Origin of the sequence: Luteimonas sp. gir, assembly GCF_037198055.1 — a bacterium.
GTDB classification, from domain to species: domain Bacteria; phylum Pseudomonadota; class Gammaproteobacteria; order Xanthomonadales; family Xanthomonadaceae; genus Luteimonas; species Luteimonas citri_A.
The window spans coordinates 53,484-69,279 of sequence record NZ_JBBAXQ010000008.1 but is presented as its reverse complement, the minus strand read 5'-3'; the positions used below and the strand labels follow the sequence as shown (position 1 = coordinate 69,279).

General features: G+C 68.3%; 11 protein-coding genes. All 11 read left to right on the top strand.

Annotated features, from left to right (window positions below; genetic code table 11):
- The first annotated feature begins 387 nt into the window (after positions 1–387).
- The 11 genes from WAF18_RS11450 to dgcA all read left to right on the top strand — a co-directional run bounded on the left by WAF18_RS11450 (position 388) and on the right by dgcA (position 15,768).
- The gene (locus tag WAF18_RS11450) at positions 388–2,268 is read left to right on the top strand and encodes a serine hydrolase domain-containing protein (protein ID WP_337245207.1); all 1,881 of its coding nucleotides are present in this window, start codon (positions 388–390) and stop codon (positions 2,266–2,268) included.
- 30 nt (positions 2,269–2,298) lie between these two features.
- Positions 2,299–3,297, top strand: coding sequence for a dipeptide epimerase (locus WAF18_RS11445; protein WP_337245206.1), 999 nt, complete (start codon positions 2,299–2,301; stop codon positions 3,295–3,297).
- Positions 3,294–5,312: a serine hydrolase domain-containing protein gene (locus tag WAF18_RS11440; protein WP_337245205.1), complete on the top strand. Its 2,019-nt coding sequence runs from the start codon at positions 3,294–3,296 to the stop codon at positions 5,310–5,312. The genes WAF18_RS11445 and WAF18_RS11440 overlap by 4 nt, the downstream gene beginning before the upstream one ends.
- Before the next feature lie 12 nt (positions 5,313–5,324).
- The gene (locus WAF18_RS11435) at positions 5,325–6,620 is read left to right on the top strand and encodes a peptide MFS transporter (RefSeq protein ID WP_337245204.1); all 1,296 of its coding nucleotides are present in this window, start codon (positions 5,325–5,327) and stop codon (positions 6,618–6,620) included.
- Positions 6,621–6,835: 215 nt separating this feature from the next.
- The gene (locus WAF18_RS11430) at positions 6,836–8,014 is read left to right on the top strand and encodes a membrane dipeptidase (RefSeq protein WP_337245203.1); all 1,179 of its coding nucleotides are present in this window, start codon (positions 6,836–6,838) and stop codon (positions 8,012–8,014) included.
- 23 nt (positions 8,015–8,037) lie between these two features.
- Positions 8,038–10,248 (top strand): TonB-dependent receptor, encoded by a 2,211-nt coding sequence (locus tag WAF18_RS11425; RefSeq protein WP_337245202.1) that lies wholly within the window; start codon positions 8,038–8,040, stop codon positions 10,246–10,248.
- 118 nt (positions 10,249–10,366) lie between these two features.
- Complete coding sequence (locus tag WAF18_RS11420) at positions 10,367–11,410, top strand: DUF1611 domain-containing protein (protein WP_337245201.1); 1,044 nt, start codon at positions 10,367–10,369, stop codon at positions 11,408–11,410.
- A complete protein-coding gene (gene bla, locus WAF18_RS11415; RefSeq protein ID WP_337245200.1) occupies positions 11,407–12,408 on the top strand; it encodes a class A beta-lactamase in 1,002 nt (333 codons plus the stop codon). Before WAF18_RS11420 ends, bla begins: the two co-directional genes overlap by 4 nt.
- Positions 12,405–13,553 carry a hypothetical protein gene (locus tag WAF18_RS11410; RefSeq protein WP_337245199.1) on the top strand — a complete coding sequence of 383 codons (1,149 nt, stop codon included), beginning with the start codon at positions 12,405–12,407 and terminating at the stop codon, positions 13,551–13,553. The genes bla and WAF18_RS11410 overlap by 4 nt, the downstream gene beginning before the upstream one ends.
- 122 nt (positions 13,554–13,675) lie before the next feature.
- On the top strand, positions 13,676–14,713 hold the full coding sequence (dgcN, locus tag WAF18_RS11405) for an N-acetyltransferase DgcN (protein ID WP_337245198.1): 1,038 nt from the start codon (positions 13,676–13,678) through the stop codon (positions 14,711–14,713).
- Positions 14,698–15,768: an N-acetyl-D-Glu racemase DgcA gene (dgcA, locus tag WAF18_RS11400; protein WP_337245197.1), complete on the top strand. Its 1,071-nt coding sequence runs from the start codon at positions 14,698–14,700 to the stop codon at positions 15,766–15,768. Before dgcN ends, dgcA begins: the two co-directional genes overlap by 16 nt.
- Positions 15,769–15,796: the final 28 nt, after the last annotated feature.

Genomic DNA, 15,796 nt, shown 5'->3' with positions numbered 1-15,796 from the left:
CCTTTGCAATGAAGGTGAGCGCACGATACTACGCGCGGATGAACACCATCCTGATCAGGATGTTTTTTTTGGGTGATGGCGCGGCGGCGCACCTTGTTCGGGCCCATCGCGCCATGGCCGTGCGGCCGCACGCGCCACGACATAGCGCGCTTGCGCTGCCCGCTCCACAGACCGGCACCACGCAATGTTTGACATTTCTCCGATCAGGAATAATGTAGCCTGATTGAGATATCTTTGGCGGTGCCGGGCTCCCCTGCATCGCTTCCGGATTTCCGTCGAGGGGGTCGTCGCATGCGTCTTTGGACGTGGCTTGTCGTGTTGTGCTGTGCTGCCGCTGCAAGCCTCCCAATCTCCGGCCGGCAATCGGGCGCCGACGCGACCGCGCCCGTGGCGGCCGAAACCCACGCCTTGACCGAGGACGATGCCGGCACCTGGCTGGACGGCTTCCTGCCGTACGCGATCGAGCGTGGCGACATCGCCGGCGCGGTCGTCACGGTGGTCAAGGACGGCCGGATTCTGGTGCGCCGCGGCTACGGGTTCGCCGACGTCGAGCAGCGGATTCCGGTCGATCCGGACAGCACCCTGTTCCGGGTGGCGTCGGTCTCCAAGCTGTTCACCTGGACGGCGGTGATGCAACTGGTCGAGGCCGGACAGCTCGATCTGGACGCGGACATCAACCGCTATCTGGACTTCCAGGTGCCGGGGCGCGGCGCGCCGATCACGATGCGGCACCTGATGACGCATACGGCCGGGTTCGAGGCCAACATCAAGAACATGTGGACCAGCGAGGCCGTTGCGCAGGCCCACGGCCTCGCGCTCGGTCCCTACCTCGCCCATTGGGTCCCCAAGCGGATCTTCGCGCCCGGCACCACGCCCGCCTACTCGAACTACGGCACGAGCCTGGCCGGTTACATCGTCGAGCGCGTCTCCGGCCTGCCCTTTCCCGAGTACGTCGAGCGCAGGATCTATGCGCCGCTGCAGATGGATCACGCCAGCTTCCGGCAGCCGCTGCCGCCGGCGCTGCGCGCCCACGCGTCGCAGGCATACGCACGCGGCTCGGGCGAGGCGCGCGCGTTCGAGGTCACCCCGTCCGTTCCGGCCGGCGGCATGTCGGCAAGCGGCTCGGATATGGCGCGCTTCATGATCGCCCATCTTTCGGCCGCCAGTGGCCACGACACACCGATCCTCCGCGCGTCAACCAGCGCGCAGATGCTGACCCCGCAGACACGCTTCGCGCCGCCGCTGCACACGATGGCGCTGGGGTTCTATGAGATCGATGTCAACGGACAACGCGTGGTCTCGCACGCCGGCGACACCTTCTCCTTCCACTCGCAGTTGTTCCTGTTCCGCGACCAGAACGTGGGCCTGTTCGTCGCCCTCAACAGCGCGGGCGTTGGCGGCGTCACCGGGCCGCTTCGCCGTGAACTGCTGGAGCGTTTCGCCGACCGCTACTTCCCCGTCACCGCACCCGCGCCGCCGGCACCTGCGGTCGATGCCGCCTTGGCCGCCCAACAGGCGCGTCGACTGGCGGCGCCCGCCTATCGCGAGTCCCGACGCACCGAGACCGGCCTGGGGCGGATCACCTTCCTGTCGCAGGCGCGCCTGCAGGCACTCGACGACGGCAGCCTGCGCTTCGAACGCATGAAGCAGCCCAACGGGCAGCCGACGCTGTTCAAGCCGGTCGGCCCCTGGCTGTGGCAGGCGACGCACAACGAAGTGCGTCTGGCTGCGATCTTGAAGGATGGCCAGCCGGTCGGCTTCGCCGTCGATTCGGCGGCGCCGTTCAATGCCTTCCTGCAGATCGAAGGCTACCGCTCGGCGGTCTGGCTCAAGCCGCTGCTGATCGCTGCGGTGGTCGTGCTGGTGTTGACCGTGCTGGCCTGGCCGATCGCAGCGATCGTCCGACGTCGCAATGGTCGTCGCCTGGACTGGTCGCCGGCCGCGTTGCGCGCCTATCGCCTGAGCCGCGTGGCCTGCGTCTGGATGTTGCTGATGCCGGTCGCCGGCCTGGCTGTGATGACCTGGGGCTCGGCGGATTTCGCACGCTTCGACGACCGCCTCGATCCGATCGTGATCCTGCTGGGTATCGGCACCCTCATCGCCATCGTCGGCGGCATCGCCGCAACGGCCTGGCACCTGCTGCAGACCCTGCGCAGCCGACGCGGCGTGTTCGCCATCCTGCGGGCCGCCCTGCTGCTGGCATCGGCCTGCGTGCTTGCCTATGTCCTGGTCCTGATGGGCCTGGCCGATTTCGCTCTTGATTACTGATCCGTCGCGCCGCGACGGCTGGAGACCCGTGTGAAATTGACTCTGCAGATCGACAAGCTGCGCATGCTCGCCCCGTTCCGGATCAGCGGCTATGTCTTCGAGCACGCGCCGGTGCTGCGCGTTGAACTGGAACACCAGGGCCACCGCGGCCGCGGCGAGGCCAGCGGCGTGTACTACTTCGACGATACGCCGGAGGGGATGCTCGAGACCCTCGAGGGCATGCGTGGCGTGATCGAGGCCGGCATCGACCGTGCCTCGCTTCAGCACCTGCTGCCGCGCGGCGGCGCGCGCAATGCGCTCGATTGCGCGCTCTGGGATCTGGAGGCTGCGCGGGCCGGCAAGCCCGCGTGGGCGCTGGCGGGGCTGTCCCAGGTCCGGCCGCTGCTGACCACCTGGACCCTCGGCGCCGACGATCCGGGGACGATGCAGTCGATCGCCGTGGCGCGCTACGCGCCGGCCAAGGCGCTCAAGCTCAAGCTCAGCGGCGAGCTCGATGTGGACATCGAACGCGTCCGCGCAGTGCGCAAGGTGCGCCCGGACGTGTGGATCGGCGTGGACGCCAACCAGGGCTATACCATCGATGTGCTCGATGCGCTGATCCCGGTGCTGATGGACAACGGCGTCAGCCTGCTCGAGCAGCCGCTGCGGCGCGGCCGCGAACGCGATCTCGACGGCTTCGCCCGGCCGTTGCCATTCGCCGCCGACGAGAGCGTGCAGGACACGTCCGAGATCGAGGCGCTGGCCGATGTGTTCGACGTGATCAATATCAAGCTCGACAAGTCCGGCGGGCTGACCGAGGGCCTGGCCATGGTCGACAAGGCGCGCACGCTGGGCATGCAGGTCATGGTCGGCAACATGATGGGCAGCAGCTGGGCCATGGCGCCGGCCTTCATCGTGGGCCAGCACTGCGATGTGGTCGATCTCGATGGGCCGCTGGTGCTGCGCGACGACCGGGTGCCGGGCGTGCATTACGACGATGGGCTGATTCACTGCGACGACAGCATCTGGGGAACGGGAGTGCCGGCATGAAGACGTATCCAATCACTGGGCGCCGCTGGCGGGCGTTCGCGTCCGGCCTGCTGCTCGCATCGGCCGGCCTGCTGGCGCCGCTGCACGCGCAGGTCCCCTCGCCTGCGCCGCAGGAGGCGCCGGTACCAGGCTCGGTGCCGGTCGTAGCCGATGCGGGCGCCGCGCCTGCCGGCACCCTCGATGCCGCGCGCGTGGACACGTTCCTCGACGGACTGGTGCCCTATCTGATGGCGCAGGGCGATCTCGCCGGCGCAGTGGTGACCGTCGTCGAGAACGGCCGCATCGTGACCGAGCGCGGCTTCGGCTTTTCCGATGTCGCCAAGCGTGCGCCGGTCGACCCCGAGACCACCCTGTTCCGCCCAGGGTCGATCTCCAAGCTGTTCGTGTGGACGGCCGTCATGCAACTGGTCGAGCAGGGCAAGCTCGACCTCGACACCGACATCAACACGTACCTGGACTTCGCGGTGCCGGCCAAGGGCCAGCCGATCACCTTGCGCCAGGTGATGACCCACACCTCCGGCCTGGAAGAGCGCCTGCGCTACCTGATCGTGCTGGGCCCCGACCATCCGGCCACCGGCGAGCAGTACCTCAAGGAATGGGTGCCCGACCAGATCTTCGCACCGGGGACCAAGCCGGCGTACTCGAACTACGCGACCGGGGTTGCCGCCTACATCGTCGAACGTGTCAGTGGCCAGTCCTTCGACGACTACGCCCAGGCGCACATTCTCGGCCCGCTGGGCATGCAGTACGCCAGCTTCCATCAGACACTCCCCGAGACGCTGCTGCCGCATGTCGCAGCCGGTTACCGCCTGGGTTCGGGCGGGTCCAATCCTGCCGAAAAGGTCACCACGCCCGGCGTCGGCGGCCTGTATGCGTCGGGCGGATCGATGGCGCGCTTCATGCTCGCGATGCTCAATCAGGGCGAGCTCGACGGTCAGCGCATCCTGCGCCCGGAAACGGTGGCGCAGATGTTCGCACCGCAGCCGGCGATCCTGCCTCATCTGCCGCGCATGGCCCTGGGCTGGATGACCTCCGACACCGGCGGTTACGACACGCGTTCGCACGGCGGCACCACGCTGTTCTTCTACTCGTGGCTGTACCTGATCCCCGAGCGCAACATCGGCCTGTTCGTCTCCACCAACAGCGCCGGTCGCGATGGTGCCGGCTCGGCCCTGCGCGCGCAGGTCTGGGAGCGCATGGTCGAAGAGTTCCTGCCGCAACGCCCGATCCAGGCCGCCGGCCCGGGCGTCGATGCCGACACCGCACGCGACCACGCCGCAACGCTGGCGGGTGTGCGCTGGCAGAGCACCCGCCGCTCCGACAGCACCTATCTGCGCATGCTGTCGCTGTTCTCGCCGGTCCGTGTGCATCCGCAGGATGACGGCACGATCACGGTCGATGGCCAGAAGGGGCTCAACGGCCAGCTGCTGCGCTGGCGCGAGGTCTCGCCCTGGCTGTGGCAGGAGGAGCACGGCCGCGGCCTGCTGGAGGTCAAGATCGAGGATGGACGTCCGGTCTACTTCTCCGCCGGACCGTTCGCCTCGGTGTTCGGGTTCGAGCCCATCCCCGGCTGGCGCTCGCCCGCCTGGCTGTTCCCCGCCCTGCTGGTGTCGCTGTTGGTACTGACGCTATCGGCGATCGTGCGGATCTCGGGCGTGTTCGTCCGCCGCTACCACGGCGTCGCGGCGCCGGTGGAAGGCCGCGGCCTGCGCTGGCTGCAGACGCTCTCGGTGACGATACTGCTCGTCGGCGTGGTGGCCTGGGTGCTGTACGCGCAGGCGCTGGGAGCCCCCGGTGCAATCGCCGACTTCAACAACGCCCCGCTGCTGGCGATGCAGGCGTTGTCCTGGCTGGCCGTGCTCGGCGCGCTGGTCCTGGTCTGGGTGGCAGTCCGCAAGCCGGCGAGCTGGCCGCGCCTGCGGCGCGCCGGGGCCTGGATCGTCGCCGGCGCCGGCCTGGTCGTGGCGTTCGTGGCCTGGACCCACGGGCTGCTGACCACTGGCGTGCAGTTGTAGCCGACCGCCGGCATGAGCGCCGACCGCACGCAGGCCTGGTTCGGGCAACCACCAGGCCTGACCATCCTGTTCCTGACCGAGATGTGGGAGAAGTTCTCCTACTTCGGGATGCGGGCGCTGCTGGTCTACTACATGACCAAGCAGTTGCTGTTCTCCCAGGAGCAGGCCTCGCTGGTCTACGGGCTGTACACCGCGCTGGCGTATCTGACGCCGGTGTTCGGTGGCCTGGTGGCCGACCGCTGGCTGGGCAAGCGCCGCGCGGTGATCGTGGGCGGCGCGGTCATGGCGTTCGGCCACTTCCTGATGGCGTTCGATGCCCTGCTGTATCCGGCGCTGTTGGCGATCGTGCTCGGCAATGGTCTGTTCCTGCCAACCCTGCCCGGCCAGGTCGGCGACCTGTATCGGCGCGAGGATCCGCGTCGCGGCTCGGCGTTCAATGTCTACTACGTCGGCATCAACCTCGGGGCGTTTCTCGCCCCGCTGGTCTGCGGCACGCTCGGCGAGCTCTACGGCTGGCACGTGGGCTTCGCCGCTGCCGGCATCGGCATGCTGTTTGGCCTTGCGATCTACATCGGCGGGCGCCGGCACCTGCCGCCCGATCCGCCGCGCACCGTCGGTACGACGCTGCCGCTGTCGGCACTGTGGCAGCCGGCCTATCGCCCGGTGCTGCAGTTGATGGCGATGGTCGCTGGGCTGGTGGTGGTGTTCCGGCTGGCCTACGAGCAGATCGGCAACACAATCGCGATCTGGCTCGACACCGGCATCGACCGGGTGGTCACGGCGGGCTTCACCATTCCGATGACCTGGTTCTTCTCGCTCAACCCGTTGCTGGTGTTCCTGATCACGCCATGGCTGGTCCGGGCCTGGACCCGCCAGGCGCGGATGGGCCGCGAGCCGCCGGCGTTGCGCAAGATGGCGATCGGCGCGGCCGTGGTCGGCGGCGCCTTCGCGCTCGTCGCGGTGCTCGGCGGCACACCGGCCGCGCAGGTCGGTTGGCTGTGGGCCGCGCTGTTCTTCCTGGTGTTCACCTTCGGCGAACTGTTCATCCTGCCGGTCGGGTTGGGTCTGTTCGCGCGCCTGGCCCCTGTCGGCTTCGGCGCGACCATCATCGCCGCATGGTTCCTGGCCTCGTTCGGCGGCAACCTGCTGGCGGGTGCGGCCGGCACGCTGTGGTCGCGAACATCCGTGCATGGATTCTTCGCCGCGATGGCAGGCGTCTGTGTCGTCGTCGCCCTGCTGCTGTGGCGACTGGAGCCGTGCGCACGTCCGCTGCTCGCCAAATCGGCGGTCGATCCCCAGATGCACTGAGTCTGGCCATCTGCGCAACGTCGATCCCGTCGTGACAACACTCCATTGACGGTAGTCGGGGGAATCCACCTCAAGGCGGCAGCGCGGATGCCGCCACTCGCCGGCAGCTTACGCTGCAGTGCAGCGCAAATTCAGGACAATGCGTCCTGATATTCCTTGACAATTCTCCGATCAGGATAAATATTCCCGTAACGGGATTATCGGAAAGGAACATCATGTCCACCGCACCGCGGACCCCTGCCCTGACCCGCCGGCGCCTGCTCGGCGGCGTGGCCGCCCTGGCCGCAGGTGCGATCGCGTTCCCCGCCATCGCGCGCGGCCGCCATGCCGTGGTGCCCGGTGCCACGACCGCCTACTCCACGCGTGCGATCGACCTGGTCCGCGAGTCGCTGGTCATCGACATGCTCGGCGTGATCAAGCTCGACTTCCGCCCCGAGTACCCGGCCATCCGGATCAGCGAGCAGGACGCGGCCGACATGCGCGCCAGCGGCATCACCGCGCTCCATCACGCGGTCGGTCTCGGCGGGCCCAACGCGTTCCAGGACACGCTCCAGTACATGGCCGCATGGAATGGCTTCGTCGGTCGCAACAGCCACGTGTTCACTCTGGTCGGCGAGGCGGAAGACCTCGACCGGGCCAAGGCCGACGGCAAGGTCGCGGTGATGATCGGTGTGCAGAACGCCGAGCACTTCCGCACGCCGGACGATGTCGCCCTGTTCTATCGCTTGGGGATGCGCTGTGCCCAGCTCACCTACAACGCCCAGAACCTGCTCGGCTCGGGCGCGACCGACCGGGTCGACGGCGGCGTCAGCGATTTCGGCGTGCAGATCATCGAGGCGATGAACGCGTCGGGCATGCTGATCGACGTCTCCCACTGCGGCGACCGCACCACGCTCGACACGATCGAGCTGTCGCCGCGCCCGGTCGCGATCACGCATTCCAACTGCCGCGCACTCAACGATCACCCGCGGGTCAAGACCGACGAGGCGATCCGCAAGCTCGCGGCCAAGGGCGGGGTCATGGGGATCACCGGCGTGCGCATGTTCGTGCGCGACCGCGAGCCCACGACGATCGAGCACATGGTCGACCACATCGACCATGTCGTGAAGCTGGCGGGCATCGACCATGTCGGTATCGGCTCGGATGCCGACCTGCACGGCTACGACGACATGCCCGGCGACCAGGGCGCTGCGTTGCGCGCCGGTTACAAGGCCAGCTACGCATTCCGCGAGCGAATCGATACCGACGGTTTCGATCATCCTCGCAAGACCTACGACCTCGTCGAGGTCCTGATCCGTCGCGGCTACAGCGACGGACACATTCGCCAGATCCTCGGCGGCAATTTCCGGCGTCTTCTCGGCCAGACCTGGAAGCCGATCGTTCTTCCCACCTGATCACGCCCATTGCGGAGCCCGGCATGCGCACGATGAAACCTTCGATCCTCGCCACCACGCTGGCCATGTGTTGCGCCGGCCAGGTCCCCCAGGTGTTCGCGCAGGACGCGGAAAACGACACCGTCCGCCAGGCGCCCGACGCGGTGGAGCTCGACCGCGTGGTCGCCACCGCGCAGAAGCGTAGCGAGAACGTCATGGAGGTGGCCTCGGGCGTCAGCGTGATCAGCGAGGAGCGCCTCGAGGCATTCGGCGCGACCCGGCTCACCGACTTTGCTGCCTATGTGCCCGGCTTCCAGGTCGACAGCGGCGGCGCCCCAGGCCAGACCACGATGGCCCTGCGCGGCGTGGCCCCGCTCGGCGGCGGCTCGATCATCGGCACCTACATCGACGACACGCCGATCGGCCCCAGTACCAACAAGCAGCGTGCGACGACCTATGCGCTGGACCTGCTGCCCTACGACATCCAGAGCGTGGAAGTGCTGCGTGGCCCGCAAGGCACGCTGTACGGCGCCGGCGCGATGGGCGGGCTGTTCAAGTACATCACCAAGGCAGCCGACCCGGACGTGATCGAGTTCCGCGCCGGCATGGACGTCAACAGCACCCACGAGGCGGGCGATCTGGGCATCGGCCTGCGCGCGGCGATGAATGCGCCGATCGTCGAAGGACGCGTCGGCCTGCGTGCGAGCTTCTCCAGGCAGGTGACGCCCGGCTACGTCGACCAGCCCGACCTCAGCGGCGACGACGCCAAGGACAGCAATGGCTACACCCAGCTCGCCTCGCGCGTGGCGCTGACTTGGCGTCTCACCGACAACGTGAATCTGCGCCTGCAGACGCTGCATCAGTTGGTCGACGCGGACAACACCGGCCAGGTCGGCCTGAGCCCGACGACGCTCGAGCCGTTGCGCGGCGAGCTCGACGGCATCCTGTTCCGGCCCACGCCCTACCGCATGGAGACCAACTACCACTCCGCAATCCTGGACTGGGACCTGGGCAACCTGGACTTCGTGTCGGCGACCAGTTTCTCCGAGACTCGGATGGACGAGACCCAGGACGCCACGCTCGTCTACGGCGTTGCCTGGCCGCTGCTGACCGGCGGCGCGGTGCCGGCCGGTCAGGCGCAATTCGACGTGTTCCTGGGCAACCGCAAGTGGACCCAGGAATTCCGGCTCAGTTCCAAGGCGGACGACCGCTTCGAATGGCTGGTCGGCACCTTCCTCACTGGCGAGAAGCACGGCAACCGTCAGAGCGTCAGCCCCTACGACATCGACGGCAATCCGCTGCCGTTCGAGGCCGCGTCGGGCACCCTGCCCGGCCGCTACGATGAGCAGGCGCTGTTCGCCGATGCGACCTACAAGTTCAGCCCGCGCTTCGACGTGTCGGCCGGCGTGCGTTATGCGCGCAACGAACAGGACTTCGAGCAGCACACCACCGGTGCGCTCTATGGCGGCACGCTCGACCTGGTCGATTCGATCGACGAGAACGTGTTCACCTGGAAACTCGCCAGCCGCTGGCATCTCGACGACCGGTCGATGCTATACGCGCGTTATGCCACCGGCTACCGGCCGGGCGGCCCGAACGTTTCGGTGACCGGCTCGGTACCGATGACGCGCTCCGACACGCTGGGCAACTTCGAGCTGGGCTACAAGTCGCACTTCTGGGACCGACGCGCGATGATCGATGTCGCCGTGTTCCGCATCGACTGGGACGACATCCAGTTGCGCGAAACCGTCAACGGCATCTCGCGGATGGGCAACGCCGGCAGCGCGAAAAGCCAGGGCCTGGAGCTTGCGACGCTCGTCCGCGCGACCGACCGGATCACCGTTGGGTTGAACGCCGCCTACACCGACTCCGAACTGGGCGACGTGCCGCCGGACAGCGGTCTGACATCCGGCAGTCGCATGCCGCTGACGCCGCGCCTGAGCTGGTCGAGCACCGTGGACTACAACTTCGAGGCCGGGCCGCAATGGCACGGACGGATTGGCGGAGGTTTCCGCTTCACCGGCAACCGAGTCGGCATCGGCGGCTACGAGATCGAAAGCTACCGCGCCGTCGACCTCCATGCCGAGCTGACCAATCTGCGTTGGACCGCGCGTCTGTACGCCCGCAACCTGACCGACGAGCGCGCCTACGTGTCCACCGGGCTCGTGCGCGACGTATTCAATCGCGACGTTGCAGTGGTCGGCGTGCCGTTGCAACCACGCACGGTCGGCGTGTCGATCGACTACCGCTTCTGAGGTCCGCTGCACGCACGGCGCCGCCGCTGCGTGCCTTGCCCCTCCCCCCTGCAATCTGCGGGCGCGTCCTCGCGCCTGCTCTCCCCTGCTGTCCACGCCCCACTGGAGCTTGACCCTGATGACACCTTCTTCGAACGGCGCGGCGCACGCGATCATCGCGCTGCCGCAGCCGTACCTGCTGTTTCTCGGCGACGTGACCGAGCCTGGCTTCGCCAAGACCGCGATCGGTCTGCGCGACTGGGCGCCGGAGCACTGCATCGGCGAGTGGGCCCTGCCCGCGGCGACCGTCAGTACCGGCCTGCCGTCGATGACGCCTGCGCAGGCCTATGCCGCCGGTGCACGCTCGCTGGTGATCGGCGTCGCCAATCAGGGCGGCACGATCCTGCCGGGCTGGATCCCGTCGCTGCTCGAGGCCATGGAACAGGGCCTGGACCTGGTCAGCGGCATGCACCAGGTGCTCGCCAACATTCCAGAACTGGCCGAAGCCGCTGCCCGGCTCGATCGCCGCCTGATCAGCGTCCGGGTACCGCCGCCGGGCATTCCGGTGGCCAATGGCCGCAAGCGCAGCGGCAAGCGCGTGCTGACCGTCGGCACCGACTGCGCTCTGGGCAAGAAGTACACCGCGCTGGGACTGGTCAAAGGCCTGCGCGCGCGTGGCGTCGACGCCGATTTCCGCGCCACCGGGCAGACCGGCATCCTGATCGCCGGCGGCGGCCTGCCGATGGATGCGATGGTCGCGGACTTTTCGGCCGGTGCCGCCGAGCAGCTCAGTCCCGACGCCGCGCATGACCATTGGGACGTGATCGAAGGACAGGGTTCGTTGTTCCATCCTGCCTATGCCGGCGTGACCCTGGGCCTGCTGCATGGCAGCCAGCCGGATGTGTTCGTCGTCTGTCACCAACCCGGGCGCGCCCACGTGCTCGGGTACCCCGACTATCCCCTGCCCTCGATCGAGGACGTGATCGACCTGACGGTGCGCCTGGGCAGCCGCACCAACCCGGCGATTCGCTGTGCGGGGGTCAGTTTGAACACACATGGCATGAGTACGGAGGCCGCGTTGGCGGCCTGCGCCGAAGTGTCCTCGCGTCTCGGTCTGCCTGCGGGCGATCCGATGCGCGCTGAGACCGGTTTTGAACACGTCGTAGAGGCTTGCATCGCATGAAGAGTCTGAAAAACACCCTGGTCCTCGGTCTGGCCGTCGCCCTGGGCACCGCCTCCCTGTCGGCATCGGCCGACAGCCGCGTGGTCGAACACGAGATCGCGCGTCTGGCCTCGTCCATCGATGGCACCGTCGGCGTCTCGGCCTGGCGACTGGACGGCAGAAGCACTCCGGTGCACCTCAACGCCGATCAGCGCTACCCGATGGCGAGCACGTTCAAGATCGCGGTCGCCGCGGCGATCCTGTCCAAGGTCGATGCCGGTGAGCTCCAACTGGACACGATGGTCGCCGTGGCCCCGGAGAAGTACGTCGATTCGCTGGTGATCGCCGAGCACTTCATCCATCCCGGCGTCAGCCTGTCGATCCATAACCTGATCGAAGTGATGATGACCAACAGCGACAACACCGCGACCGACGTGTTGGTCGAGCAGGCCGGCGGGCCTGCGGCGGTGACCGCCTGGCTGCGCAGTCAGGGCATCGAAGACCAGCGTCTGGATCGCGACACCCGCACCCTGCTCAAGGAATTCTTCGGCGTCGACACCAGCGGCTTGAGCAAGGCCGAGGTCGTGGAGCTGGTCAAGGCCAACCCCGAACTGGCCACCCGCGGTGCGGGGGCGTACGCGCCCTACGACAATGACCCGCGCGACACCTCCACGCCGCCGGCGATGGCCACGCTGCTGCAGCGCATCTTCACCGGCCAGGCCCTGAGCGAAGCGAGCACCCGCGTGCTGACCAGCGTGATGGAACGCTGTCGGACCTGCGATGCGCGCCTGCGTGGCCGCATGCCGGCGGGCACCGTGGTCGCCGACAAGAGCGGCACCGTCGGTGGCACGGTCAACGACGTCGGCGTGGTCACCCTGCCCGACGGCAGCCAGTTCGTCATCGCCGCGTTCGTCAAGGCCAGCAACGCGCCCCGGCCGGAGCGCGAACGGGTGATTGCCGAGATCGCACGCACCGTGCGCGACTTCTACCTGTTCGACTCGGCGGACACCGCACGATGACGACGCAGGCCAGCCGGTTCCAGCGCTATCTGTTGCCGGGCCTGGCCTTCAAATCCGCAGTGATCGGTGGCGGTTACGCCACCGGTCGCGAGCTGGCTGAGTTCTTCCTGCCGTCGGGGCCTTGGGGCGGCCTGGCGGCCATCACGCTGTCGATGGTGGTGTGGAGCGTCGTGTGCGCGCTGACGTTCCTGCTTGCCCAGCAGATCCGCGCTTACGACTACCGCAGCTTCTTCCGGCATCTGCTCGGTCGTGGCTGGTGGACGTTCGAGATCGCCTACCTGGCCCTGATCGTCGTGGTGCTGGCGGTGTTCGGCGCGGCTGCCGGCGAACTGGCGTCGAGCATGTTCGCCTGGCCGCGCATCGTCGGCACGCTGCTGCTGGTGGTCGTGATCACCTTGGTGGTGCAGGCCGGTGCGAATGCCGTCGAGCGCCTGTTCAAGCTGATGTCGATCTTCATGTACCTGGTCTACGCGCTGGCGGCATGCCTGATTCTGATGCGCTTCGGTGGCGCATCGATGTCGGCGCTGTCGAGCGCCGGCCAGCCCGAGGCGCGCTGGGCGCTCGACGGGCTGACCTACGCCGGTTACAACGTGTTCGCAGCGGTGTCGGCATTGCTGGTCGTGCGGCACATGCTGGGGCGCCGCGATGCCGTGGTCGCTGGCGCACTCGCCGGTCCGCTGGCGATTCTGCCGGCGATGATCTTCTACCTGTGCATGCTGGCTTTCCTGCCCGAGGTCGCCGATGCGCCGCTGCCGTCGGATCTGATGCTGGGCCAACTGGGCATGCCCTGGTTCCACTGGCTGTTCCGGTTGATGATTCTGGTGGCCCTGGTCGAGACCGGTGTGGCGCTGATGGCATCGGTCGACCGACGCATCCTGATCCACTGGCAGGAGCGGACCGGCCGCGAGCCGGGCCCGCTGCTGCGCGCGGGGATCATCGCCGCGCTCCTGCTCGGCGCGGTGGTCATGGCCGACGCGATTGGGCTGGTATCGCTGATCGCGCAGGGCTATCGCCTGTTGGCGTACGCGATTCTGTCCACCTATGTCGTGCCACTGCTGCTCTACGCGGGTCGCGAGCTGTGGACCCGGCGGCGCCGGGCGTTCGATGGCAGCGTGCTGCCGTCCTCACCGACCGGAGCGGGCTGAACGCGCGCCGCGCCTGCCCATAAGCTGTGGCTATGGATTGGCAGCGCCAATTCAATAGCCGGCCGTGTGCGCGCCGCTGAAGATGGTCGGGTGATCCGGAACTGCCCAGGAGCCTGCGCTTGATGTCCCTCGAGTCCGACGCGCCCGGCCCCTGGGCCCCGCCGTTCCTGCTCTATCTGGGCGATGCCGCCGACGACCTGGCCGCCAAGACCGCGCGAGGTCTCGCGCAGTTCCGCCCGCAGTGGTGTGCCGGCCAGTTCCGTGGGCCCCAATGCCGCACGACGGTCGGACTGCCGGATATGGACTTCGTGCACGCGCACGCCGCGGGCGTCAGGACACTGGTCGTCGGCCTCGCCAGTGCGGGCGGCCGGCTGTCGCCGACCATGGTCGACGACATCGTTGCCGCGCTCGGGGCCGGGCTCGATGTCGCATCCGGCTTGCACGAGCGCCTGGCCGCGCACCCGTCGATCGCTGCCGCTGCGCAGCGCCACGGCAGACGCCTGTTCGAAGTCCGGATGCCACCGCCCGACCTGCCGGTCGGAACCGGGCGCAAGCGCGAAGGCCGGCGCCTGCTGACGGTCGGTACCGACTGCTCCACCGGCAAGATGGTCACCGCGCTCGTTCTCGAAGCGGCGTTGCGCGCACGTGGCGTCCCGGCCGACTTTCGTGCAACCGGCCAGACCGGGATTCTCATCGCCGGTCGTGGCATTGCGATCGACGCGCTGGTCGCCGACTTCATTTCGGGGGGCGTCGAAGCATTGTCGCCCGCGCGCGATGACGGCGGTTGGGACGTCATCGAGGGCCAGGGCTCGCTGTTCCACGCGTCGTTCGCCGGGGTCGCGCTCGGGCTGCTGCATGGCGCCCAGCCCGACGCACTGGTGCTGTGCCATACGCCAGGACGCCAGCACATGCGCGGCCTGCCACACATGGCCCCACCGGACCTGGCCATCACGCTCGAAGCAAACCTCGCGGCGGCACGCCTGACCAATCCCCGCGTGCAGGCGGCAGGCATCGCCCTCAATACCAGTGCCCTGTCCGATGCCGAGGCACTGCGCTTGTGCCGCGACACCGAGCATGCCTTCGCTTTGCCGACCTGCGATCCCCTGCGCCACGGCGCCGCCGCCATCATCGACAAGGTGCTCGCATGCTGTCCTGGTTGAGTGCACACCCGCGCAGTTGGCCGCTGGCCGTTCCCTTTCGCATCTCGCGCGGCTTGCGCACCACGGCCGAGGTCGTCGAGGTCCATGTCCGCGATGGCGACCACGTCGGTCGCGGCGAGTCCACGCCGTATGCCCGTTACGGGGAAACGACCGCATCGGTCCTGGCACAGATCGAGACGCTGACCCGGGCCGCGCCTCGTGGAATCGATCGGGCGCAGCTGCAGCGGATGCTGCCGCCGGGCGCGGCACGCAATGCGGTCGATGCCGCGCTGTGGGACCTGGAATCGCAGCGCCGCGGCGCGTCGGTCGCCACGCTGCTCGGGCAGACCGCCCCGCCCTGCCTGCCGAGCGCACAGACCATCGGCCTGGATACGGCCGAGCGCATGGCCAGCGCCGCACGTGGGCACGCGCATCTCGACCTGCTCAAGATCAAAGTCGGCGCCGACGATCCCGCGCGCCTGATCCGTGCGGTGCGCGAGGCAGCGCCACTAGCGCGGCTGATGGTCGATCCCAACGAGAGCTGGACGCTGGCGCTGCTGCAGGCGATGCAGCCGGTGCTCGCCGAGGCCCGGGTGGAGTTGGTGGAGCAGCCGTTGCCTGCCGGCGAAGACGCGCAGCTTGCGGGCTTCGACTCGGCCGCCCTGCTGTGCGCGGATGAATCCTGCCACGTCGCCACCGACCTGCCCCGCCTGCGCGGGCTTTACCAAGTGGTGAACATCAAGCTCGACAAGACCGGTGGCCTGACCGGTGCGCTGTCGCTGCTGGACGCAGCGCAGGCGCAAGGGTTTGACATCATGGTCGGCTGCATGGGCTGCTCGTCGCTGGCGATCGCGCCGGCGCTGCATGTGGCCCGGCACGCGCGCTTCATCGACCTCGACGGACCGCTCTGGTTGCGCGAGGATCATCCCGGCGGCGTAAGCTTCGTCGGCGGCCTGCTGCAGCCGACATCGCCCCAGCTGTGGGGTGGCGGCCTGCGCCGCGCCGACACCCGCGCGCCAACCTCGCCGGCGCCGTGCCCGCAGCCGGCTGACGTTCCGGTGGCGCACGTCCGCTGAGCCATCGGTTCCCCGCGCGCACGACGCG

Excerpts from the sequence above, each read along its gene's own strand:
- WAF18_RS11425 (WP_337245202.1), top strand. The coding sequence starts at position 8,038 with ATGCGCACGATGAAACCTTCGATCCTCGCCACCACGCTGGCCATGTGT.
- WAF18_RS11440 (WP_337245205.1), top strand. The coding sequence starts at position 3,294 with ATGAAGACGTATCCAATCACTGGGCGCCGCTGGCGGGCGTTCGCGTCC.
- WAF18_RS11410 (WP_337245199.1), top strand. The coding sequence starts at position 12,405 with ATGACGACGCAGGCCAGCCGGTTCCAGCGCTATCTGTTGCCGGGCCTG.
- dgcN (WP_337245198.1), top strand. The coding sequence starts at position 13,676 with ATGTCCCTCGAGTCCGACGCGCCCGGCCCCTGGGCCCCGCCGTTCCTG.
- WAF18_RS11435 (WP_337245204.1), top strand. The coding sequence starts at position 5,325 with ATGAGCGCCGACCGCACGCAGGCCTGGTTCGGGCAACCACCAGGCCTG.
- dgcA (WP_337245197.1), top strand. The coding sequence starts at position 14,698 with ATGCTGTCCTGGTTGAGTGCACACCCGCGCAGTTGGCCGCTGGCCGTT.
- WAF18_RS11430 (WP_337245203.1), top strand. The coding sequence starts at position 6,836 with ATGTCCACCGCACCGCGGACCCCTGCCCTGACCCGCCGGCGCCTGCTC.
- WAF18_RS11420 (WP_337245201.1), top strand. The coding sequence starts at position 10,367 with ATGACACCTTCTTCGAACGGCGCGGCGCACGCGATCATCGCGCTGCCG.
- bla (WP_337245200.1), top strand. The coding sequence starts at position 11,407 with ATGAAGAGTCTGAAAAACACCCTGGTCCTCGGTCTGGCCGTCGCCCTG.